23 protein-coding genes are annotated in these 21,978 nt (G+C 57.9%); 12 read left to right on the top strand and 11 right to left on the bottom strand.

All coding sequences use genetic code 11. The features are described from left to right. Window positions 1–27: 27 nt before the first annotated feature. From ispF to RVM24_RS07980, 8 genes are all read left to right on the top strand, one after another. Window positions 28–507, top strand: coding sequence for a 2-C-methyl-D-erythritol 2,4-cyclodiphosphate synthase (gene ispF / locus RVM24_RS08015; RefSeq protein WP_061332665.1), 480 nt, complete (start codon window positions 28–30; stop codon window positions 505–507). Further along, window positions 504–1,568 (top strand): tRNA pseudouridine(13) synthase TruD, encoded by a 1,065-nt coding sequence (truD, locus tag RVM24_RS08010; RefSeq protein WP_374814651.1) that lies wholly within the window; start codon window positions 504–506, stop codon window positions 1,566–1,568. The genes ispF and truD overlap by 4 nt, the downstream gene beginning before the upstream one ends. Before the next feature lie 11 nt (window positions 1,569–1,579). After that, window positions 1,580–2,350 (top strand): 5'/3'-nucleotidase SurE, encoded by a 771-nt coding sequence (surE, locus tag RVM24_RS08005; protein ID WP_061332667.1) that lies wholly within the window; start codon window positions 1,580–1,582, stop codon window positions 2,348–2,350. Beyond that, the gene (locus tag RVM24_RS08000; protein WP_061332668.1) at window positions 2,347–3,003 is read left to right on the top strand and encodes a protein-L-isoaspartate(D-aspartate) O-methyltransferase; all 657 of its coding nucleotides are present in this window, start codon (window positions 2,347–2,349) and stop codon (window positions 3,001–3,003) included. Before surE ends, RVM24_RS08000 begins: the two co-directional genes overlap by 4 nt. After that, a complete protein-coding gene (locus RVM24_RS07995) occupies window positions 3,003–3,980 on the top strand; it encodes a DUF368 domain-containing protein (protein ID WP_374814649.1) in 978 nt (325 codons plus the stop codon). Before RVM24_RS08000 ends, RVM24_RS07995 begins: the two co-directional genes overlap by 1 nt. A gap of 312 nt (window positions 3,981–4,292) precedes the next feature. Then, on the top strand, window positions 4,293–5,048 hold the full coding sequence (locus RVM24_RS07990) for a peptidoglycan DD-metalloendopeptidase family protein (protein ID WP_286921490.1): 756 nt from the start codon (window positions 4,293–4,295) through the stop codon (window positions 5,046–5,048). 193 nt (window positions 5,049–5,241) lie between these two features. Then, complete coding sequence (rpoS, locus tag RVM24_RS07985; protein WP_106693692.1) at window positions 5,242–6,240, top strand: RNA polymerase sigma factor RpoS; 999 nt, start codon at window positions 5,242–5,244, stop codon at window positions 6,238–6,240. Window positions 6,241–6,435: 195 nt separating this feature from the next. Beyond that, window positions 6,436–7,011: a chalcone isomerase family protein gene (locus RVM24_RS07980; protein WP_058090333.1), complete on the top strand. Its 576-nt coding sequence runs from the start codon at window positions 6,436–6,438 to the stop codon at window positions 7,009–7,011. Between the two features lie 55 nt (window positions 7,012–7,066). Here the strand turns inward: RVM24_RS07980 and nth are convergent, their stop codons facing one another. From nth to metG, 8 genes are read right to left on the bottom strand one after another with little or no spacing between them, the layout of a single operon-like run. After that, window positions 7,067–7,705 carry an endonuclease III gene (gene nth, locus RVM24_RS07975; RefSeq protein WP_138435509.1) on the bottom strand — a complete coding sequence of 213 codons (639 nt, stop codon included), beginning with the start codon at window positions 7,703–7,705 and terminating at the stop codon, window positions 7,067–7,069. 20 nt (window positions 7,706–7,725) lie between these two features. Next, complete coding sequence (locus tag RVM24_RS07970; protein WP_061332672.1) at window positions 7,726–8,442, bottom strand: electron transport complex subunit E; 717 nt, start codon at window positions 8,440–8,442, stop codon at window positions 7,726–7,728. Between the two features lie 2 nt (window positions 8,443–8,444). Further along, window positions 8,445–9,146: an electron transport complex subunit RsxG gene (gene rsxG, locus RVM24_RS07965; RefSeq protein ID WP_106693695.1), complete on the bottom strand. Its 702-nt coding sequence runs from the start codon at window positions 9,144–9,146 to the stop codon at window positions 8,445–8,447. 3 nt (window positions 9,147–9,149) lie between these two features. Further along, window positions 9,150–10,202: an electron transport complex subunit RsxD gene (gene rsxD, locus RVM24_RS07960; RefSeq protein WP_286921494.1), complete on the bottom strand. Its 1,053-nt coding sequence runs from the start codon at window positions 10,200–10,202 to the stop codon at window positions 9,150–9,152. Between the two features lie 21 nt (window positions 10,203–10,223). Beyond that, window positions 10,224–12,050: an electron transport complex subunit RsxC gene (gene rsxC, locus RVM24_RS07955; RefSeq protein WP_431475225.1), complete on the bottom strand. Its 1,827-nt coding sequence runs from the start codon at window positions 12,048–12,050 to the stop codon at window positions 10,224–10,226. Beyond that, entirely contained in the window at window positions 12,050–12,628 is a 579-nt protein-coding gene (rsxB, locus tag RVM24_RS07950; protein ID WP_061332676.1) for an electron transport complex subunit RsxB, read from the bottom strand. Before rsxB ends, rsxC begins: the two co-directional genes overlap by 1 nt. 15 nt (window positions 12,629–12,643) lie before the next feature. Next, complete coding sequence (rsxA, locus tag RVM24_RS07945; protein ID WP_058090326.1) at window positions 12,644–13,225, bottom strand: electron transport complex subunit RsxA; 582 nt, start codon at window positions 13,223–13,225, stop codon at window positions 12,644–12,646. Between the two features lie 24 nt (window positions 13,226–13,249). Continuing rightward, window positions 13,250–15,286 carry a methionine--tRNA ligase gene (gene metG, locus RVM24_RS07940; RefSeq protein ID WP_374814641.1) on the bottom strand — a complete coding sequence of 679 codons (2,037 nt, stop codon included), beginning with the start codon at window positions 15,284–15,286 and terminating at the stop codon, window positions 13,250–13,252. A gap of 180 nt (window positions 15,287–15,466) precedes the next feature. Between metG and apbC the strand changes: the two genes are divergently transcribed. From apbC to RVM24_RS07920, 4 genes are all read left to right on the top strand, one after another. Next, window positions 15,467–16,567, top strand: coding sequence for an iron-sulfur cluster carrier protein ApbC (apbC, locus tag RVM24_RS07935; RefSeq protein ID WP_431475224.1), 1,101 nt, complete (start codon window positions 15,467–15,469; stop codon window positions 16,565–16,567). Between the two features lie 300 nt (window positions 16,568–16,867). Continuing rightward, window positions 16,868–17,434 carry a dCTP deaminase gene (gene dcd / locus RVM24_RS07930; protein WP_011784457.1) on the top strand — a complete coding sequence of 189 codons (567 nt, stop codon included), beginning with the start codon at window positions 16,868–16,870 and terminating at the stop codon, window positions 17,432–17,434. Then, window positions 17,431–18,030: a YjaG family protein gene (locus RVM24_RS07925; protein ID WP_061332679.1), complete on the top strand. Its 600-nt coding sequence runs from the start codon at window positions 17,431–17,433 to the stop codon at window positions 18,028–18,030. Before dcd ends, RVM24_RS07925 begins: the two co-directional genes overlap by 4 nt. Window positions 18,031–18,095: 65 nt before the next feature. Continuing rightward, a complete protein-coding gene (locus tag RVM24_RS07920; RefSeq protein WP_061332680.1) occupies window positions 18,096–19,367 on the top strand; it encodes a valine--pyruvate transaminase in 1,272 nt (423 codons plus the stop codon). A 23-nt stretch (window positions 19,368–19,390) separates the two neighbouring features. Here the strand turns inward: RVM24_RS07920 and RVM24_RS07915 are convergent, their stop codons facing one another. The 3 genes from RVM24_RS07915 to purM form a co-directional block, all read right to left on the bottom strand. Continuing rightward, complete coding sequence (locus RVM24_RS07915) at window positions 19,391–20,140, bottom strand: DUF3108 domain-containing protein (protein ID WP_374814638.1); 750 nt, start codon at window positions 20,138–20,140, stop codon at window positions 19,391–19,393. 72 nt (window positions 20,141–20,212) lie between these two features. Then, entirely contained in the window at window positions 20,213–20,875 is a 663-nt protein-coding gene (purN, locus tag RVM24_RS07910; RefSeq protein ID WP_374814636.1) for a phosphoribosylglycinamide formyltransferase, read from the bottom strand. Continuing rightward, a complete protein-coding gene (gene purM, locus RVM24_RS07905) occupies window positions 20,872–21,936 on the bottom strand; it encodes a phosphoribosylformylglycinamidine cyclo-ligase (RefSeq protein ID WP_061332683.1) in 1,065 nt (354 codons plus the stop codon). The genes purN and purM overlap by 4 nt, the downstream gene beginning before the upstream one ends. Between the last annotated feature and the right edge of the window lie 42 nt (window positions 21,937–21,978).

Below are 21,978 nucleotides of genomic sequence, written 5' to 3'. Positions count from 1 at the left end.
CTATTTCTGTTTTTCTCGGAGACGATGATGCGCATTGGTCAGGGCTTTGATGTCCATGCCTTTGGTGAGGGCAGTTCTGTCATTCTGGGTGGTGTTGAGATTCCCCATAGTCATGGCCTGAAAGCCCATTCGGATGGCGATGTGCTGTTGCATGCACTGGCGGATGCCCTGCTCGGTGCGGTGGCGCTGGGTGACATCGGGCATTTTTTTCCGGACACCAGCGACGAGTGGGCGGGGGCCGATAGCCGGGATCTGTTGCGTCGGGTGATGCAGCGGGTATTGGAGGAAGGCTTTGCCGTGGTGAATGTGGATACCACGATTATTGCCCAGGCGCCGAAGATGGCACCTCATGTGGAGGCGATGCGTCTCAATATTGCTGAGGATCTGGGGGTGCCGGTGAATCGGGTGAGTGTGAAAGCCACCACCACGGAGAAGCTTGGCTTTACCGGGCGCGGTGAGGGCATTGCCTGCCAGGCAGTGTGTTTGCTCGAACCGGTGGCTATGTGAGTCAGGATAACGGTTCGCCCCGTTGGCGTCTTGAGTGGCCCACATCTTCAGGTAAGCGCCCGGGCAAGGCGCAGTTAAAGTCGGTTCCTGAGGATTTCCGGGTTACAGAGAGACTCTGGCCAGATTCTGAATTGCCAGGTTCCGTGCATGGAGGGGCCGGTGAGCACTTGTGCGTGCGTCTTGAGAAGTCTGGCGACAATACCGAGTATGTTGCCCGGGAGTTGGCGGCCCTGGCGGGTTGCAAGGCGTTTGAGGTGGGCTTTTGTGGTTTGAAGGATCGCCATGCGGTTACCAAGCAATGGTTCAGTCTCTACTGCCCGGGCCGGGAATCCGAGGATGCTGCGCTGCTGCAAGCCATTGGTGCCCGGTGGCCGGTGTTGGCGAGTGGCCGCCATGCACGCAAGCTTCGCCGAGGCGAGCATCTGGGCAATGAATTTGACCTGATGTTAAGGCAAGTCAACGGCAATAGAGTGGACATTGAGCAGGCGCTGACGTTGCTTGGCGAGCGGGGAGCCCCGAATTATTTCGGGCCGCAGCGGTTTGGCATTGGCGGCGGCAATCTGGAACGGGCAGTGAATCTTGACCCTTCCCGATTGAACCGGAAGAAAGGCGGCCGTCGCGGCGGTGGCGGAAGCGGTTCGAAAAACGTATTGTACTTTTCGGCGGCACGTTCCTGGTTGTTTAACGAAGTCCTGGCTGCTCGGGTTGAAGCGGGCAACTGGTTCAACGGTGTGCCCGGAGAGCCCTCTGAAGACGGCCAGCCTACCGGGCCACTGTGGGGCGATGGTGGCACTCTGGCAACTGGAGAATTGGCGGAGCTTGAGCGGGCAGTGGTGTCAGAGCACCCGGAGTTTGAGCGGCTGTTTCTCAGCACCCGCATGAAACCGGAGCGTCGGGCCCTGGTAACCCGGCCTGAGCAAATGAACTGGCAGTGGCAGGATGACAATGCCCTGCGGATACAGTTTTTCCTGCCACCGGGGCAGTATGCCACCACGGTGCTGGGAGATATTTTTGAGCTGCAGGACATGAGCCTCAGCCGTGATAATAAGCAAGAAAGCTAGCGGAGAACACTGTGCGTATTTTGTTGTCCAATGATGATGGCGTGCATTCGCCGGGTCTTGTGGCCCTGTTTGAAGGCCTTGGGGGCCTTGGTGTGTTGGAGGTGGTTGCGCCGGACCGTGACCACAGCGGAGCCAGTAATGCCTTGACGTTAAGCCGCCCGCTGACGGTGGAAGAGCACCCCAACGGGTTTCACTCGGTTGATGGTACGCCCACCGATTGCGTGCATCTGGCGGTGAACGGCCTGTTCGATCAGCCTTTTGATCGAGTCGTGTCCGGTATCAACACCCACGCCAACCTGGGCGACGACATTATCTATTCCGGAACGGTAGCTGCGGCCACTGAAGGTCGTCACCTTGGGCTACCGGCTATTGCTGTATCACTGGTTAACGATGGCCATTTCCATTATGACACCGCCGCACGGGTGGTTCGTTTGCTGCTGGAAGACAAGCGGGCCCTGGCTTTGGGGCCTCGCTCTATCCTCAATGTGAACGTTCCTGATCTGCCCTGGCACGAACTCTCCGGTATCCAGGTAACTCGCCTGGGCCATCGGGAGAGGGCAGAAGGGGCGGTTCCGATGACTTGTCCCCGAGGCAAGCAGCGCTACTGGATTGGTGCCGCAGGCCGCGGCGGCGATGCCGGGCCTGGCACGGATTTCCATGCGGTACGTGAGGGTTATGTTTCCATTACCCCTGTCCACGTTGATATGACCCGTTACGAAGCGCTGCCGGGGCTGCGGGACTGGGTAGATGGTTTGGAAGGTGCCAGGGGGGCGACATCGTGATCGCTCAACTTGAAGGGATCGGTATGACGTCCAGGCGCACCCGCCTGCGACTGGTGCAGCGGTTACGGGAAGCTGGCATTGAATCAGACCGGGTACTGGAGGTGATTGGTCAGGTACCCCGGCACATCTTTCTGGACGAAGCCCTTGCCCACCGCGCCTACGAGGATACCTCACTACCCATCGGCTATGGCCAGACCCTCTCCCAGCCCTACATTGTTGCCCGCATGACGGAGCTGCTGCTGGCGCATCAGCCGGCCCGGGTGCTGGAGCTGGGCACCGGTTCCGGGTATCAGACCACGGTGTTATCGCAGTTGTTCGATGACATCTACAGCGTTGAACGCATACGCCCGTTGCAGGAGCGAGCCCGGGACCGTCTGCGGCAGCTCAATATTCGCAATGTCATGCTCAAGCATGCGGATGGTGGTATGGGCTGGCCCGAGCGGGGGCCTTTTGACGGCATTATCGTGACCGCTGCGCCGGTAGACGTGCCGCAGGAATTGCTCGATCAGCTAGCCGATGGTGGTGTACTGATCGCCCCGGTTGGCGAGCACCAGCAGGTTCTGGTGGAGATCATTCGCCGTGGGGAACGTTTTGAGCGGCGCGAACTGGAGCCTGTTCATTTTGTACCCTTGCTGGGCGGGGTTGTTCGTTGATGCAGACGACGCCCGATAGCGAAACAAACCGTGAACATCATCCGGTAGCGGTATTCCTGCGGGGTATGGCCATGGGCGCGGCCGATATCGTGCCGGGGGTGTCTGGCGGCACCATTGCGTTCATAACGGGCATCTATTTCCGCCTGCTGGAAGCCATCAGCGCCACACCGGTGGCCTTTGTCCGGAAACTGCTCAAAGGGGATGTGGCCGGCTTCTGGCGCTCGGTGGATGGTACCTTCCTGGTGTGCCTTCTGGCCGGTGTGTTGACCAGTATTGTGAGCCTGGCCTCGCTGATCACCTGGCTCCTGGATACTCACCCGGTGTTAATCTGGAGCTTCTTTTTCGGCTTGATTGTTGCCTCTGTCTGGCACGTAGGGCAGCAGGTTCGCCGGGTAGCGCCGGTGTTGCTGATTCCGCTGGCGTGCGGCATCGTGTTTGCCTGGTGGGTAACCACATTGCCCGCGAGTGAGCTGTCGCCGACGGGCATTGCTTTCCTGGGTGCGGGGGCACTGGCTATCTGTGCGATGATCCTGCCCGGCGTCTCTGGCAGTTTTCTGTTGTTGATTATCGGGATGTATGCGCCGGTTCTGGCCGCGATAAAATCCGTTGAGCTGGCCCATCTGGGATTGTTTGCTGCAGGATGCTTGATTGGACTTCTGTCTGTTGCCCGGATAATCACCCTGGCGTTCCGGCATTTTCACGATACCGTATTAGCGCTATTGACGGGCTTTATGGTGGGGGCGCTGAGCAAGGTATGGCCATGGCAGAAAACCCTGAGTTGGCGCACCAACAGTGCTGGTGAACAAGTCGCTGTGAGCCAGGCTCCGGTAGGCCCGGAAACCTGGGCCAGCCTGTATGGCCAGGACCCGCAGATAATGCTGGCCATCGCCATGGCCATTGCGGGTTTGGTCGTTGTGCTTGCGTTGGAATGGTTTGGGCGGATATCGGCCCGACGGCACCAGAATGTCGCGCCCTGACCGATAAAAGTGTTACCTGACGCACAAAATGTCGTTCCGGACGGTAACAAACCTGTGCGCAGAGTAACTTGGAATTGATTATAAAATGTGCAATATATTAGTAAGTTAGTCCTGAAACATGAGAAATTGCATCGAAAGTGATCAGTTTCTTAGATAGATTTATCATAATCAGGCGTTTGTTATTACGTGATTCTCTTTAGCCGGCACATTCAAGCTGTTCTTCCGACCAGGCTCCCGCCTGCTACGGAAGCGTTCTGCCGGCGGCGCACTGGTCTGCCCGTTGTGGTATCTGCTGTCCTGCTGCTGTTGGCAATGCTTGGCTTATCCGGCTGCAACACCAACGCGATCTATGGCGACGACCTCTACAACCCCCCTGTGTATTGGGGTAGCCATGTTGTGAAACCCGGGGAAACGCTATACGGCATTGCCTGGCGTTATGGCCGGGACTATCGGGAACTGGGGGATGCCAACGGCCTTGCACCACCCTGGAACATCAAAGCAGGGCAGGTGCTGCGGCTGGACAGGAAGGGCACCATTCGCCAGACTGCCCAGGCGTCCTCTCCGCCCAGACAATCCGCGCCTGCTCCCAGGCCCACCACCTCCAGCACCAGGGCACCAGCGCCCACAGCGTCCAAACCTGCTGCCAGAGCACCGGCCCCAGCGCCTCAGGCACGCACGGGTAGCCAGGTGGCGTCAGACATTCGCTGGAACTGGCCTCACTCTGGCACCGTTATTGCAAACTTTTCAGAGTCAGGAAAAGTCAACAAAGGTATTGATATTGCCGGAAATCCCGGTGATGCTGTGAAGGCGGCGGCGAGTGGAAGTGTGGTGTATGCCGGTAATGGGTTGCTGGGTTACGGAAACCTGATTATCGTAAATCATAACGAGCACTACCTGAGCGCATACGCCCACAACCGGAAGATTTTGGTGCAGGAAGGAGAGGAGGTAAAAGCCGGACAGGTAATCGCGGAACTGGGCAGTTCTGGTACAGACAAACCGATGTTGCATTTCGAGATTCGCAAGAACGGCAACCCGGTTGACCCGGCCAGATACCTGCCAAGACGTTGATTGATCAGAAAGCTGGATGTTTCTGAGGTGATTGCCAGTAAGGCCTGACAGAAAACCGCAAAGTAAAAAATAAAAACGGCAACTGTGATTGCCAGCCAACAAGCTAATGTCCTGAAGAAAACCACAACCGGAACCAGCCCGCAATAACAAGAAGTATCGGGCGAAACAGGATTATTGAGAGGCGGGGTACACCATGTCAGCAGAGCAAGAAGACATCATTATCGATCGTGTTGCAGATCTGGATGACGCAGACGATCATCTGTTAGCGGAAGACAAGCCTGAAAAGCCATCAGCAGACGACGCGATGGCAGAAGCGGAAGACGACTTTCCCACCCAGGGAAAGTATTTCACCAGTCAGAAGCAGCTCGATGCCACGCAGCTGTACCTTAATGAAATCGGTTTCTCACCACTGCTCACTCCCGAGGAAGAAGTCTACTTCGCGCGGCTGGCCCGCAAAGGCGAAGAGTCTGGCCGCAAGCGGATGATTGAAAGCAACCTGAGACTGGTTGTTAAAATCGCCCGGCGCTACGTGAATCGCGGTCTCACCCTGCTGGACCTGATTGAAGAGGGTAACCTCGGGCTGATCCGGGCTGTTGAAAAATTCGATCCGGAACGGGGCTTCCGGTTTTCAACCTACGCCACCTGGTGGATTCGCCAGACCATCGAGCGGGCGATCATGAATCAGACCCGCACCATCCGCCTGCCCATCCACGTGGTCAAGGAGCTGAACCTTTATCTTCGGGCAGCCCGGGAGTTGACCCAGAAGCTGGACCACGAGCCCACCGCCGAGGAAATCGCACGCATGGTGGACAAGCCGGTGGCGGATGTGAAGCGCATGCTCGGCCTTAATGAGCGCGTGGCGTCCATGGACACGCCGATTGGTGCCGGCAGCGACAAATCGCTGTTGGACACCGTCGCCGATGAGGGCGCTCTGGACCCGGCGGATCTGCTTCAGGACAACAACATGTGTTCCTGCCTGGAAAAGTGGATTGACCAGCTGAGCGACAAACAGCAGGAAGTGCTTTCCCGCCGTTTTGGGTTGCGCGGTTACCCCATCAGTACCCTGGAAGAGGTGGGCCAGGAAATCGGGTTGACCCGTGAACGAGTGCGCCAGATCCAGGTTGAGGCGTTACGGCGTCTCAGGGAAATTCTGGAAAAAGAAGGTTTGTCTGGTAGCTTGCTGTTTAAATAGCCCCGGAGCCAGGGAAAAGGAAAAGCCAGCCATGGCAACATGGCTGGCTTTTTTGTTAAATGTGGCAGCAATTGAGAACCAGGTGGCGATAGGCCTCTAATTTTCATTGTTAGAATGTCGTCTCCCGGCGGGAATAGGGTGTCGAATCCGGGGACGAATGAAACATTCAATAATAATGATCGAAAGGAAAGGACTATGAAGAAGACGCTTATCACAGGTTTCGCATCTCTGCTGCTGACAGGCGCTTTGGCTGCACCGGCTTATGCCCTGAATGTTGGCGGTGTCGATGTGCCGGACACCTATTCTGCCATGGGGCAGGAGTTGCAGCTTAATGGCGCAGGAACTCGCTCCAAGTGGTTTATGAATCTGTACGTTGGTGGCCTTTATGTACCGGAGAAAGTGGCCGATGCTGAAGCGGTTATTGATGCCGATGAGCCCCAGGCCATTACCCTGCATATCACCTCTGGCATGATCACCAGCGAGCGCATGACGGAAGCCACTATGGAGGGATTCCAGGCGTCCACCGGTGGTGACCTGTCTGGTATTCAAGCTGAGGTAGACCAGTTCATGGCGGTATTCCAGGAAGAGATCAAAGAAGGCGATGTCTTCGATCTGGTCTATGTGCCGGAGCAGGGCGTTCAGGTGCTTAAAAACGGTGAACAGCGCGACACCGTGGGCGACCTGGAGTTCAAGAAAGCCTTGTTTGGTATCTGGCTGTCTGACAAGCCGGCTCAGAAAGACCTGAAAGAGAAGATGCTGGGCAAACGCTGAAGCAATCTGTTTGCCTGCAAAAAAGCCGGCATTTGCCGGCTTTTTTAATGTTGGATTACTGGTAGTCCCGTTTCTGCTTGAATTCGCAAAGATCTTCAATCAGACAGGCCCCACACTTGGGCTTGCGGGCGGTACAGGTGTATCGGCCATGCAGAATCAGCCAATGGTGGGCATCCATCAGAAACTCTCTAGGCACCAGCCTCATCAGTCGTTTCTCAACTTCGACCACATTTTTGCCCGGCGCAATACCGGTGCGGTTGGAAACCCGGAAAATATGGGTATCAACCGCCATTGCAGGCTGTCGGAATGCTGTATTCAAAACCACGTTGGCGGTTTTACGACCAACGCCGGGCAGGGCTTCCAGGGCCTCACGGTTGTCCGGTACCTGACTGTTGTGCTGCTCCATCAGAATCTTGCAGGTTTTGATGACATTCTCGGCTTTACTGTTAAACAGGCCGATGGTTTTTATATAGTCCTTCAGGCCGTCCACGCCCAAGGCGTAGATGGCCTCGGGTGTGTTGGCGACGGGATACAGTTTATCGGTGGCCTTGTTCACCCCTACGTCCGTTGCCTGAGCAGACAGAATCACGGCAATCAGCAACTCAAACGGCGTGCTGTAGTTCAGCTCTGTCGTGGGATTGGGGTTTTCGTCCCGTAGCCGGGTGAAAATCTCAATGCGCTTCTGTTTGTTCATGGTGGCTCAAAATTCATTGTTCAGGAAATGGTGCCGGTTACCCGTACCCGTTTACTGCCTGCGCTGGTGCTTGCGGGCTCTGCCGCCTTCCGGCGCTCTTTGATCTGGTGGTCAATGCCGTTCTTGAGTGCAATCAGCAAGCCGAGACCAACGAAAGCCCCCGGCGGCAGTACCATAAACAGCATATCCGGGTAGTGTTCAAAGGGCCGGATCACCCAATCACTCGCCATGGGGCCCAGCAAAAGATGCATGTCTGCGAACAGGGTGCCCTGGCCAACGAGTTCCCGCATTCCACCCAGTACCACCAGCACCGCCAGAAAGCCGAGGCCCATCATCGCGCCGTCCAGCAGGGCCGGTAGCGGCGGGTTCTTGGATGCAAAGGCATCGGCACGGCCAAGAATGGCGCAGTTGGTCACGATCAGCGGAATGAAAATGCCAAGAATCTGGTAAAGCTCGTAGGTGAAGGCCTGCATCAACAATTCGGCACAGGTTACAAACGATGCAATGATCATCACAAACGCCGGAAGGCGGACGGATTCGTTGACGAAGTTACGGATGATGGAGACCGACAGGTTGGAGCCAATCAGAACCATCAGCGTGGCGATACCGAGGCCAATGGCATTCACCACGGTGCTGGTTACGGCCAGCAGCGGGCATAAGCCGAGCACCTGAACCAGGGCCGGGTTATTGGTCCACAGGCCGTCTCTGATGATTTCAGCGGATGATTTAGTGGCCATGATCAGGAATGCTCCGCAGGAGTGGATTCACCGGCAATGGCTTCCGGAGTCAGGGTTCGGTTTCTGGGCGCGGGTGGTTCGTTCAGCCGCTCCCGGATAATATCCCGGTTCTGGCGGAAGTAGACCAGCGAATGCTGTACGGCTTTGACCACCGCCCGGGGCGTGATGGTGGCACCGGTAAACTGGTCAAACACACCACCGTTCTTTTTTACGTTCCACTGCTCGGCGGGCGGACTGCCCAGCGAGCGACCATCAAAACTGTACACCCAGTCGGATTTCCGGGTTTCAATACGGTCTCCGAGCCCCGGGGTTTCCCGGTGGTTAGTGACCCGCACACCCAGTATGCGGCCGTCCAGATCAATGCCTACCAGCAATCGGATTTCGCCGGAATAACCATCCGGAGCAACGGCTGGCAGGATCATGCCAATTGGCTGGCCATTGCGCCGGGCCACCCAGGCTTTGACCGGTTCACTGCCCGGTTGGCGAGCATTGGCGGGCAGAGTGATGACATCGCGCAGCATATCGTTGTCGTGCTGGTGTTCGGGGATAATCTCAAACAGGGCGCGCGCTTCGGCCCGCTCGGCCTGTTCCTGAATGCGGTCTTTGGTGATGCCCTGGGTCAGGGCAATGGTGCCACCCGTGATGACGGCAAACAGCCCGAGGCCGATGGCACTGCGACGGATAGAGGTCGTAATGGCATTCATCGCTTAACCTCCACTCTTGCTGGGCACGCCACGCTTGGCCTTGTGATGACCGTAGGTTCTGGGCGGGGTGTAGTGGTCGATAAACGGCACCGCGAAATTCATCAGCAGCACACTGAAGGCTATTGCATCGGGGTAATTGCCCCAGGTTCGAATCAGATAAACCAGCACGCCAATGCCGGCGCCATAGATCAGCTTGCCCTGGTGACTGGTGGCGGCGGAGACCGGGTCGGTGGCGATAAAGAAAGCACCCAGCATGGTGCCGCCGGCCAGCAGGTGAAGTTGTAATGGTGCGTACAGGTCGGCATTGCTACCGAATGCCAGACTCATCACAACGATGGCGGCCAGGAAAGCGACGGGTATATGCCAGGTGATGATTCGGAGCCAGATCAGTAACAGGCCGCCAGCCAGAAAGGCCAGGTTGACCCATTCCCAGCCACGGGCAACCAGGTCGCCAAAGGTTGGGTGCTGCAGCACTTCGGCGGCGGTGTGGGTGGCGATCTTGTGTTTGTATTCGTCCAGTGGCGTCGCCATGGTCCAGGCATCGATGGTGGTCTGGCTGGCGGAGAAGATAGTGGCCAGGGTTTCACCAAAACCCGGTGCGCCACCCCACAGGGTTGCCGCCTGGGCCCAGTTGGTGGTCATTGCCACCGGGAAGGAAATGAGTGCCAGGGCATAGCCCACCATGGCCGGATTGAATGGGTTCGACCCAAGCCCGCCGTATAGCTGTTTAGCTACGACAATGGCGGAAATCACCGCGATGGCGGAAACCCACCAGGGCGCGAACTGTGGCAGCGACAAGCCGAGCAGCAGACCGGTTACCGCGGCGGTATTGTCTTTGAGGAAGAACGAAATGGGTTTGCCGCGCAGTTTCAGGATCGCCGCTTCTGAAGCCAGGGCCAGGGCGATACACCAGACCACATTGATCAGGTTGCCCCAACCGAAAAACAGGGTCTGGGCGATCAGGCCAGGTATGGCCGCCAGAATAACCCAGAGCATAACCCGGGATGTCGGCCGGGCATTTCGGGCATGGGGTGATGACTGTTGAACTAATGCCATAAACGATAAGCCTGCAGTGGGTTACTCGGAGGACGCATCCGAGGTGTTGGTGGCCATCTGGCCCCGGGCTTCGGCCAGGGCCTCGCGGGCCCGTTCCACCCGGTCGTGATTCTTGGCCACAGCTCGTTCCAGCTTCTCCACGTTGTCGGCCTGCTGGGCCCTGGCTTCCTCCAGCATGCCCTGCATGGTGCTGAGTTTGGTTTCGGCCTGCATCAGCTGCTTTTCCAGCGTTTCAATATCGGGCTGTTCAGCGGCGGGCGCAGCTGCCGGCGCCGGTTCCGCTGTCTGGGCAGCCTTGGCTTTCTTGCGCTCAAGGGCCTGTTGCACCAGCGCCGCCTTTGCCGCCCGCTCATCGGTGGCTTCACCCTCGGCAACCGATTGTTCCGCTTCGGCCTGTTTCTGGGCCTGGGCTTCGGCGGCCGCCTTTGCCCGTTCTTTGCGCCGCAGCTCTTTCTCCTGCTGTTCCCGCTCCAACCGGGCCTGGCGGGCTTCAAAGCGCTCGCGGGCGTGATCGGATTTCAGCTGCTCCGCACGCTGCTTACGGATCTCATCCTTGGCGTAGCGGTAGTATTGAACCAGGGGAATGGAGCTTGGGCAGACGTAGGAGCAGGCGCCACACTCGATGCAATCAAACAGGTTCAGGTGTTCCGCTTTCTCGAATTCCGAGGCCTTCGAGTACCAGAAAAGCTGCTGGGGTAGCAGTTCCATCGGGCAGGCCTCGGCACACTGGCTGCAGCGGATACAGGGCTGTTCCGGTGGTGGTGCGGGCAACTCGTCAACAGTGGCGGCAATGATGCAGTTGGATGTTTTAACCAGCGGTATGGTGTCTGTGGTGAGGGTGTACCCCATCATCGGCCCGCCAAGCACCAGCCTGTTCAGCTGGCTCTTTTGCAGCCCGGCACTCTCAAGCAGGTAACTGACCGGTGTCCCTACCAGTATTTCGAAGTTGCCCGGCTCACCAACGGCCTTGCCAGTAACTGTGACAATGCGGGAGATCAAGGGCTTGCCTTCGAAAACAGCCCGGGACACCGCCATTGCGGTGCCGACGTTCTGGCACATCACGCCGATATCGGCGGGAATGCCTCCACTGGGCACTTCCAGGCCAGTCAAAATCTGGACCAGCTGTTTTTCCCCGCCGGACGGATACTTCGTGGGTATCACCGCAATCTCAATCTGGGTGCCCTGAATCGCTTCCCGCATGGCGGTAATGGCTTCGGGTTTGTTGTCTTCGATACCGACCACACAGCGGGACGGCCGAAGAATCCAGGCCATCACTTTCAAGCCATTGACGACCTCTGTGGCGTGTTCGCGCATGGTCATGTCGTCGGCGGTGATGTACGGCTCGCACTCTGCACCATTGAGAATCAGGGTTTCGACTTTGCGATCCCGGGGCGGGCGCAATTTGATGTCGGTAGGGAAGCCGGCGCCGCCCATACCGGCAATGCCCGCTTCCCGGATCAAGTGCAGTACCTTCTCCCGGTCCAGTTTGTGATAATCGCCGATGGGCTCAAGTTGGCACCACTGGTCTTCGCCATCGGGTTTCAGCACCACGCACCAGTCAGACATGCCAGAAGGGTGAGGAACCGGTCGCAGTTCAATGGCTTCGATAACGCCAGATGTAGACGCATGCACCGGCACGCCCATGCCAGTAGTGACATCGGCAATCTTCTGGCCCTTGAGTACACGCTCGCCAACCTCAACAATGACTTCAGCCGGCTCACCGATGTGCTGTTGTAGCGGCAGTACCAAACGTTCCGGTATGCCGGCCATGCGAATGGGGCGGCTGGTGGACTGGTGTTTGTTTTCAGACGGATGAACACCGCCGGAAAAATCCCATAGTTGCGTCATCAGGCACGGGCTCCCTGGCGATCAGTAGCAATAATGGTTGGTTCCGGGGGAGACCAGGTCCAGCTTCGTATGTCTGGCTCAATGGTGACCATGTCAATACAGTCCACGGGGCAGGGCTCCACACACAGGTCACAGCCTGTGCACTCGCTCTCAATAACGGTGTGCATATGTTTTGCGGAGCCAAGAATGGCGTCCACCGGGCAAGCCTGAATGCATTTGGTGCAGCCAATGCATTCGTCTTCTCGAATAACCGCAACCCGCTTGGCCTGAGCCACACCATGTTCGGCGTCCAGCGGCTGAGGTTCCACATCCAGCAGGTCGGCCAGCGCCTTGATGGTGGTTTCACCGCCTGGCGGGCATTTGTTGATGGCATCACCGTTGGCGATGGCTTCGGCGTAGGGGCGGCAGCCGGGGAAACCGCATTGGCCGCATTGGGTTTGAGGCAGCAGAGCATCTATCTGCTCGACCAGGGGGTTACCTTCAACCTTGAAGCGCTCAGAAGCAAAGCCCAGCAATCCGCCGAACACCAGAGCCAGGGCGAGCAGCACCACAACGGCTATCAGGAAACTTGTCCACATAAATCAACCGCTCCGTCAGACCGCAACCAGGCCAGTGAAACCCAGGAATGCCAGCGCCATCAAGCCTGCGGTGATCAAGCCGATAGACGCCCCCCTGAAGGCCACTGGTACATCAGATACGGCAATCCGTTCCCGCATGGCGGCAAACAGCACCAGCACCAGCGAGAAGCCTGCAGCAGCGCCGAAGCCGTACAAAACCGATTCAACGAAGTTGTTGTTCTTGTTGATGTTCAACAGGGCCACGCCAAGCACCGCACAGTTGGTAGTGATCAGCGGCAGGAAAATGCCCAGTACGCGGTAGAGCAGGGGGCTGGTCTTGCGGACCACCATTTCGGTGAACTGAACCACCACGGCAATCACCAGGATAAACGTGATGGTTCTCAGGAACGCCAGATCAAGGGGTTCCAGCAGATAGGTATACGCCAGGTAACTGCACACCGATGCCAGCGTCAGCACAAACGTGGTGGCCAGGGACATACCCATGGCGGTTTCCAGCTTGCCGGAAACCCCCATGAACGGACACAGCCCCAGGAACTGCACCAGCACGAAGTTGTTCACCAGAATGGTACTGACCAGTATCAGCAAATACTCTGTCATCGGAGTGTCTCTGCCTGTTGCTGCTTACATGACCCGCATGCCGGGCGTGGCACCGGAATCGGGCGACAGAATGAAAATTTCTTTACCCCCGGGGCCCGCCGCCAGGACCATGCCTTCGGACATGCCAAACTTCATCTTGCGGGGTTTCAGGTTGGCCACCATCACGGTCATACGGCCTTCCAGATCCTCCGGTTTGTAAGCTGACTTGATACCAGCAAACACATTGCGCTCGCCATGCCCCACATCAAGAGTCAGGCGAAGAAGCTTGTCGGCGCCCTCAACATGTTCGGCTTTGACAATCTTTGCCACGCGAAGATCCACTTTGGCGAAATCCGGGAACTCAATCTCGTCTGCAATTGGCTCCAGATCCTGCGCAGGCTGTTTATTGGTGTCGCCCAGTGCCGCTGGCAGCTCTTCTTTCGAGGCATCCAGCATTTTCTCGATCTGCACCATGTCGACCCGGTTCATCAGGGGCTTGAACTTGTCGATACCATGATCTTCCAGAAGTTCATGGCGGCGATTCCAGTTAAGCCGGTCATTCAGGAACGATTCGGAGGCCTGGGCCATCTTGGGCAGCACCGGTGCCAGATACGTGATCAGCAGGCGGAACATGTTGATGGCGTTGGTACAGATGGCCTGCAGCTTGTCATCCTGGCCTTCCTGCTTGGCGATCACCCATGGCTGCTCGTCGTTCACGTACTGGTTGGCAATGTCGGCCAACTCCATGATCCGGCGCATGGCGCGGCCGAACTCTCGGGTTTCGTAGAACTCGGCAATCTGCTCGCCGGCGTCGATAAACTCTTTCAGCTTGTCCTGTTCGGTGACCTTGCCCAGCTTGCCGTCAAAGCGCTTGGTGATGAACCCGGCGCTGCGGCTGGCGATGTTCACCACCTTGCCCACCAGGTCCGAGTTCACCCGGGCGGCGAAGTCTTCCAGGTTCAGGTCCATGTCATCCACGCCACCGGTCAGCTTGGCGGCGAAGTAGTAGCGCAGGTATTCCGGGTCCAGATGGTCCAGGTAGGTGCGGGCCATGATGAAGGTGCCGCGGGATTTGGACATCTTCTTGCCGTTGACCGTGACAAAACCATGGGCCCAGACCGCCGTTGGCGTGCGGAAGCCGGCATCGTGCAGCATCGACGGCCAGAACAGGGCGTGGAAATTGATGATGTCCTTGCCGATGAAGTGGTACACCTCGGCGGTGGAATCTTTCTTCCAGAAATGCTCGAAATCAATGCCTTCGCGGTTACACAGGTTCTTGAAGCTGGCCAGGTAACCAATGGGGGCGTCCAGCCAGACATAGAAATACTTGCCGGGCGCGTCAGGAATTTCGAACCCGAAATAGGGCGCATCCCGGCTGATATCCCACTCCTGCAGGCCCGCATCCAGCCACTCGGCCAGTTTGTTGGCCACCTGCGGCTGAAGGGCACCACTGCGGGTCCACTTGCTCAGGAAATCGTGGAACTCCGGTAGCTTGAAGAAATAGTGCTCGGACTCCTTCTCAACCGGCGTAGCGCCCGACACCGCAGAGCGGGGATTGATCAACTCGGCAGGGGTGTAGGTGGCGCCACAGGCTTCGCAGTTATCGCCGTACTGATCTTCCGCCTTGCACTTGGGGCATGTGCCCTTGATGAAACGGTCCGCCAGGAACATCTGCTTTTCAGGATCATAGAACTGGGTGATATTGCGGGTGGCGATATTCCCGTTCTGCTGGATCTGGCGGTAAATGTACTCGGAGAAAAACTGGTTCTCCTCCGAATGGGTGGAATAGTAGTTGTTGAAACGGATGTGGAAGCCGGCGAAGTCTTCCTGATGCTCCTGGCGAATCCGGTCAATCAGCTGCTCCGGGGTAATCCCCTCACGCTCGGCCCGCAGCATGATGGCAGTGCCATGGGCATCGTCGGCGCAAACGTAGTAGCAGTTGTGGCCACGCATATTCTGGTAGCGCACCCAGATATCGGTCTGAATGTATTCCAGCAGGTGCCCCAGATGAATGGGCCCGTTGGCGTAGGGCAGGGCGCTGGTAACCAGGATATCGCGCTGTTGCTTGCTCGCTTGCGTCATGGTGATGTCCGAACCTTATGTTGAGTCGGGTTGGAAAGACAAAAACGGGGTTTCGGCGACAATCGCAATTGATTGTTCCAGGTAAAGACCCCATATGGTCAGAAACGGGCACAGATGATACCTTCCAAGCCATCATTTTTCACCTGCATTCAAGCTTATCAGCTTATTCCGGAGACCCCGATGACCCAGATTTCCCAACAGGCCCTAGAAACTGCCGTCAAAGAATACCGAGACCCCTATCTCAACAAGGACCTGTACGCACTGGGTGCCGTGAAAAGCCTGACCGCCGACGACAACGGCAAGGTCACCCTCATGGTGGAACTGCCGTACCCCTCCAAGGGCATCGCCGGCGGCCTGAAACAGATCGTCGCCAACGCCCTGGAATTTGTGGATGGCGTGGAAAGCGCTGAAGTTCACGTGGCCCAAAAGATCCACAGCTACAAAACCAACAAAGACCTCCCGGCCGTGCCTGGCGTGAAAAACATCATCGCCGTGGCGTCCGGCAAAGGCGGCGTCGGCAAATCCACCACCGCCGTCAACCTCGCCCTGGCCCTGCAGGCCGAAGGCGCCCGGGTTGGCATCCTCGACGCCGACATCTACGGCCCCAGCATCGGCATGATGCTCGGCGTACCCGAAGGCAAACGCCCGGACGTGCGAGAAAACAAATACTTCGTCCCCATGCAGGCCCACGGCCTGCAAGCCAACTCCATGGCCTTTGTCACCACCGACAAAACCCCCATGGTCTGGCGCGGCCCCATGGTCAGTGGCGCGGTGATGCAGCTGCTCCAGCAAACCCTGTGGGATGAACTCGACTACCTCATCATCGACATGCCCCCCGGCACCGGCGACATCCAACTCACCCTGGCCCAGAAAGTCCCGGTCACCGGCGCCGTCATCGTCACCACCCCCCAGGACATCGCCCTGCTGGACGGCAAAAAAGGCATCGAAATGTTCCGCAAAGTCGACATCCCGGTGTTGGGCGTGGTCGAAAACATGAGCGTGCACATATGCTCCAACTGCGGCCACGAAGAACCCCTCTTCGGCCACGGCGGCGGTGAACGCATCGCAGAAGAATACGAAACCAACCTCCTGGGCCAGCTCCCCCTGCACATGACCATCCGCGAACAAACCGACAGCGGCGCCCCGACCGTCGCGGCTGAACCGGATTCCGAAGTGGCCCGGCGGTACCTCGATATCGCCAGAAGGGTAGGGGCGGAGCTGTCTACCCGGGAGCGGAACCTTGGTGGGACTATCTCCAGTGTTTCTGTAACGGAACACTGAGCCGCCTGTTCAGTTAGTCTTGCCCTAAGCCTGTCTGATTAATCAGGCCCGTCGTAAGGCGATTCCTGAGCAGTCTGCGTAGAGGAAGTGAGGGGCGCTTTCCAAAAATCTCGGAGGCCATGGATGGCCGGAGCGAAGCGCACATGGATGTGCTCGTAGCGTTTTTTGGAAAGCGCCCCTCACTTCCTCTGACTCCAAGCTCACAGGCTACAGCGAGCACGAACGCCGAGGCTTCGACAGTCACTGAAGTACAAGGTAAACTACGCCCCAATTTTTCCCAGCTGGAAACGAGAATTCACCATGAGCATCAAATCCGACAAGTGGATCCGCCGGATGTCCGAACAACACGGCATGATCGAACCCTTCGAAGCCGGCCAAGTTCGGGAAAGCGAAAAGGGCCGCGTCATCTCCTACGGCACCTCAAGCTACGGCTACGACGTACGCTGCAGCAACGAATTCAAAATCTTCACCAACGTCCACAGCGCCACCGTAGACCCAAAGAACTTCGATGAAAACAGCTTCGTCAACTACACCGGCGACGTCTGCATCATCCCCCCGAACAGCTTCGCCCTGGCGCGCACCGTGGAATACTTCCGCATCCCCAGAAGCGTACTCACCATCTGCCTGGGCAAAAGCACCTACGCCCGCTGCGGCATCATCGTGAACGTTACCCCGCTGGAACCAGAGTGGGAAGGCCAGGTCACCCTGGAATTCTCCAACACCACCAACCTGCCAGCGAAAATCTACGCCAACGAAGGCGTCGCCCAGATGCTGTTCTTCGAATCCGACGAAATCTGCGAAACCAGCTACAAAGACCGGGGCGGCAAGTACCTTGGCCAGACCGGCGTGACCCTGCCCAGGACATGAACGCCAACCAGTTTCTTAAAGCCGTCTCACAACTGCAGGGCTGGCGCGAATGCGCCTTCCTGCTGGCCCTGGCCGAACGGGCCTTCCCCAACTACGCCCTGTTCGCTGACGCCGTTGGCATGAAAAGCGGTGGCAAAATGCGCCAGCTGCTTGACCTGGCCTGGGATACACTCCAGCAGGAGGCCACCGAAGCGGCCATCCCCCAGTTGCTCACCAAGCTCGAGAGCCTGAGCCCCAACGTTGACGACTACGACGCTTACGGTGTTTACCCGGCCTTCGACTTTTGCCAGTTGCTGGAACAGGCACTGCTCAACCGCCTGAACCCCAACAAACACCGCGCAACCGACGCATCCCAGCTGGCCACCAGGACCATAATGGACTTCGTTGAAATGTCCGAGGGTGAAGAGCTGGATGAAGACCAGTTGGTGCGCCTGTTTGAACAGCATCCGCTGCTCAAGGAAGATAAAATCTTCCAACGCGACACCGTGCTGGCCCTCAAGCGCCAGCGCACGCCACTGGAAGACTTTATCGCCGAACTCAAGGCGGATGCCGCCAGCGACGGCGTCAGCAATCTCGGTATTTCCCTCGATAGCTGAGCCGCTCCGGCTCACGCTACACTTATCAGCTACCTATTGAATTGCCTGTAGAACGGATCAGCGCCATGAAACTCTCTGCTTTTGGTCGTAAGTTCACCGCCGACGCCGGTATCACTTCCCTGATGGATGACCTGGGTAACGCCATGGCCTCCGGTGAAGGGATGATCATGATGGGAGGCGGTAATCCCGGGCATATTCCCGAGATTCAGGAGCGGGTGCAGGAAATTCTGGCGGGTATCGCGGCAGATGAGGGGCAGATGCGCCGGCTGGTCGGGATATATGATCCCCCCCAGGGTGAGAAGCAATTTATCGCCTCGCTGGCGGAATTGCTGAACAAGGAATACAACTGGGGGCTGAAGCCCGAGAACATCGCCCTGACCAATGGCAGCCAGGCGGCGTTCTTCATGCTGTTCAACATGTTTGGCGGCGACTATGGCGATGGCCACCGTAAACACATCCTGCTGCCCCTGGCGCCGGAATACATTGGCTATGCCGATGCTGGTATCGAGCCCGGTCTGTTTCAGGCGGTAAGGCCCGACATTTCCTTCACCGACGCCCATGAGTTCAAGTATCGGGTGGATTTTGATGCGGTGGAAGTGACCGGTGAAACCGGCGCCATCTGCGTATCCCGCCCCACCAACCCGACCGGCAATGTGATTACTGATGAAGAGCTGGCGAGGCTGGAGGGGTTGGCCCGACAACACGATATTCCGTTGATTGTCGATGGCGCCTACGGCACACCCTTCCCGAGCCTACTGTTTGTGGACGCCCAGCCCACCTGGAACGAGCAGATTATTCTGTGCCTGAGTTTGTCCAAGCTGGGTCTGCCGGCGGCTCGCACTGGTATCGTGATTGCGGCGGAGCCGATTATCAAGGCGTTGTCTGGCATTAACGCCATCATGAACCTGGCGACCGGAAGTTTTGGTGCCATGCTGGCCGAGCCTTTGGTGCGCTCTGGTGAGATCCTGTCACTGAGCCGTGATGTGGTTTGTCCGTTCTATAAAGCCAAGATGGAAAGAGCTGTGGAGGCGTTTCGTGACGCCATGGGTGAGGACAGTTGCCGCTGGTACATCCACAAACCAGAAGGCGCCATGTTCCTGTGGCTGTGGTTTCCTGATCTGCCGATTTCCAGCCTGGAGCTTTATCAGCGGCTTAAGCAGAGAGGGGTGCTGGTGGTATCTGGCCACTATTTCTTCCCGGGCTTGCCAGAGGATGACTGGCGCCACCGTCACGAATGCCTGCGCGTAACCTACTCTCAGGACGACGCGCAGGTGGCAGAAGGGCTGAGGATTATCGCAGATGAGGTCAAAGTGGTCTGGGCGGAATCCGGCCGCTAGGGCCGGAGCCGCTCGACGGGTAATCAGTCCCGAATGGTCGCGTCTTTCAGCTTCAGCTCGTATTCGCTGCCATCCGGCTCCACCTGCAGTAATCTGAGCAGCAGGTGGCCCTGGTTTGGATCTATCCACATCAGCGTCTGGCGCTTGGAATCCTCGCCTCGCACCTTTTCCACCTTCAGGGTTTGCGTTGTCTGGCCATTGGTGTTGATGGTGCTGTCGTCGTCAACAACCGCAAAACGATCCTCGTTATAACGGCCTTTATCAATGATGTTGTAGGTCAGATCCCGTTCACCGGCTTTTAGATCCTGGTGCATCTGTAGCTGGAAGCCCAGTGGGTCCAGCGCCCCGTCCTGGAGTTCCAGTTCAAAGGATTTGCCTCGGTATTTCCCTGTTGCAATACCTGTCTGCCAGTCGAAATCTATGGACTGCTCCCGATTCCGAATCATCAGGCCTTTGAGGCTGTAGCGGTAGCGAAGCGGAACCACGCGGTCATCTTCCCAGAGAAGGACCACCGATTCGTCTATATCTGCAATAAACGACCTTACCTCTGTGCGATACAGCCACACATTATTGCCCTGATCGGTCAGGCTGCGTTTGCCAGCGCCACTGAGGCTGATGCCTTTTGACATGGACGCAGAGTAGGTGGCCTCGTGGGGGAAGAGGGCTGGGGTCGTGTCTTGAGTATCGGCGGCGGCAACAGTTATCGAGACCAAACCGAACCAGAGTCCGGCCAGCCAGGTAACGATGCGCAAGGACGCTCTGAGTGTCTTCATCCGGAGCCTCTTTCACTGTATGTGTTTGCGACAGTGTAGCTTTTCAAAAGCCCGAGGGGGATGACAATCTGTTCAGCTGGCGGGTAAGCGCATGGGTTGTGACAGGGGGGCGCCATCAAAGAGCACGCCGTCACTCGCCAGTTGAATCCGGCCTTCACAGAACCAGCGAACCACGATCGGGTATAGCACGTGCTCCTGTTGCTGAACCCGCTCCGCCAGTGAGTCAGGCGTATCGTTTTCCTGCACGGCTACCTCGGCCTGGGCAATCACCGGCCCGCCGTCCAGTTCTTCCGTCACAAAGTGGATGGACACGCCATGCACTTTGTCGCCAGCTTCCAGTACTCTCTGGTGCGTGTTCAGGCCGGTATAAGCTGGCAGCAGGGACGGGTGAATGTTCAGCATCTTGCCGCGGAAGGCCCGAACAAAGTCTTCGGTCAGAATCCGCATGAAGCCTGCCAGCACAATCAGATCCGGGTTGTGGCGGCGGATCTCGGCCATTAGGGCGCCGTCGAATTCCTCACGGCTGCCATAGTCCTTGTGATTGATCACAAAGGTTTTGATATTCGCCTGGGCTGCCCGTTCCAGGGCAAGGGCACCGGGTTTGTTGCAGCCTACGGCCACAATGTCGCCCGGGAAGTCCCGGTCCCGCGAGGCGTCAATCAACGCCTGCAGGTTGGTGCCGCTGCCGGAGGCCAGTACCAGGATGGTCGGGAGTGGCGCGGGATCAGCCTTCATGCTGTGAGTAGTCCCGGTGCGTAGCGCACTTTCGGCTCATCATCGGCTGAGCTGGCCGCTTCAATGACGCCTACCTGCCATACTTTCTCGCCCATGGCATTCAGGGCATCCATGGCCAGCTCTTTCTGGTCGGCGGGAACGCAGACAATCATGCCGATACCGCAGTTAAAGGTGCGGTACATTTCCTCGCTGGCGACACCGCCGGAGTTTTGCAGCCATTGGAATACCGGTGGCAGTTCCCAGCTCTGGGTGTCGATGGCGGCAACTGTGCCAGCCGGCAGCACTCTGGGGATATTCTCAGGCAGGCCGCCGCCGGTGATGTGAGACAGGGCCCGCACGTCCACTTCACGAATCAGTTGCAGTATGTTCTTCACGTAAATGCGGGTGGGCGCCATCAGAGCGTCAGCCAGGGTGCTGTCGCCCATGGGCTGGCTCAGGTCGGCACCGCTGACTTCAATGATCTTGCGAATCAGTGAGTAGCCGTTGGAATGCGGGCCGGAGGAGCCCAGGGCCAGCATCACATCACCCGGCTGGGTGCGGCTACCATCGATGACTTCACTACGCTCTACAATGCCCACACAGAAACCGGCCAGGTCATAGTCTTCGCCTTCGTACATGCCCGGCATTTCGGCGGTTTCGCCACCCACCAGTGCACAGCCGGACAACTCGCAGCCCTTGCCGATGCCGTCCACGACCTGGGCGGCAATATCCACGTTCAGCTTGCCGGTAGCGTAATAATCCAGGAAAAACAGGGGCTCTGCGCCGCCTACGATCAAATCGTTCACGCACATGGCGACCAGATCAATGCCGATGCTGTCGTGCTTCTCGAGTTGCATGGCCAGGCGCAGTTTGGTGCCAACGCCGTCGGTGCCCGAGACCAGTACAGGTTCACGGTAACCGGCCGGGATGGAAACCATGGCGCCGAAGCCGCCAAGCCCGCCGAGGACTTCGGGGCGGCGGGTACGGGCTGCCGTGTTCTTGATGCGGTTGACCAGATCGTTACCTGCGTCGATATCAACGCCGGCATCGCGATAGGTGAGGGAAGGCTTCTGTTCGCTCATGGAAATGTAACCGTTGGCCTGTGGGTCAGGCGGCGGATTTTA

Source organism: Marinobacter sp. KM021 (genome assembly GCF_050707965.1).
Classification (GTDB): domain Bacteria; phylum Pseudomonadota; class Gammaproteobacteria; order Pseudomonadales; family Oleiphilaceae; genus Marinobacter; species Marinobacter shengliensis.
Note: the sequence above shows the minus strand (reverse complement) of the source record. Positions and strands in the feature narration are given on the sequence as shown.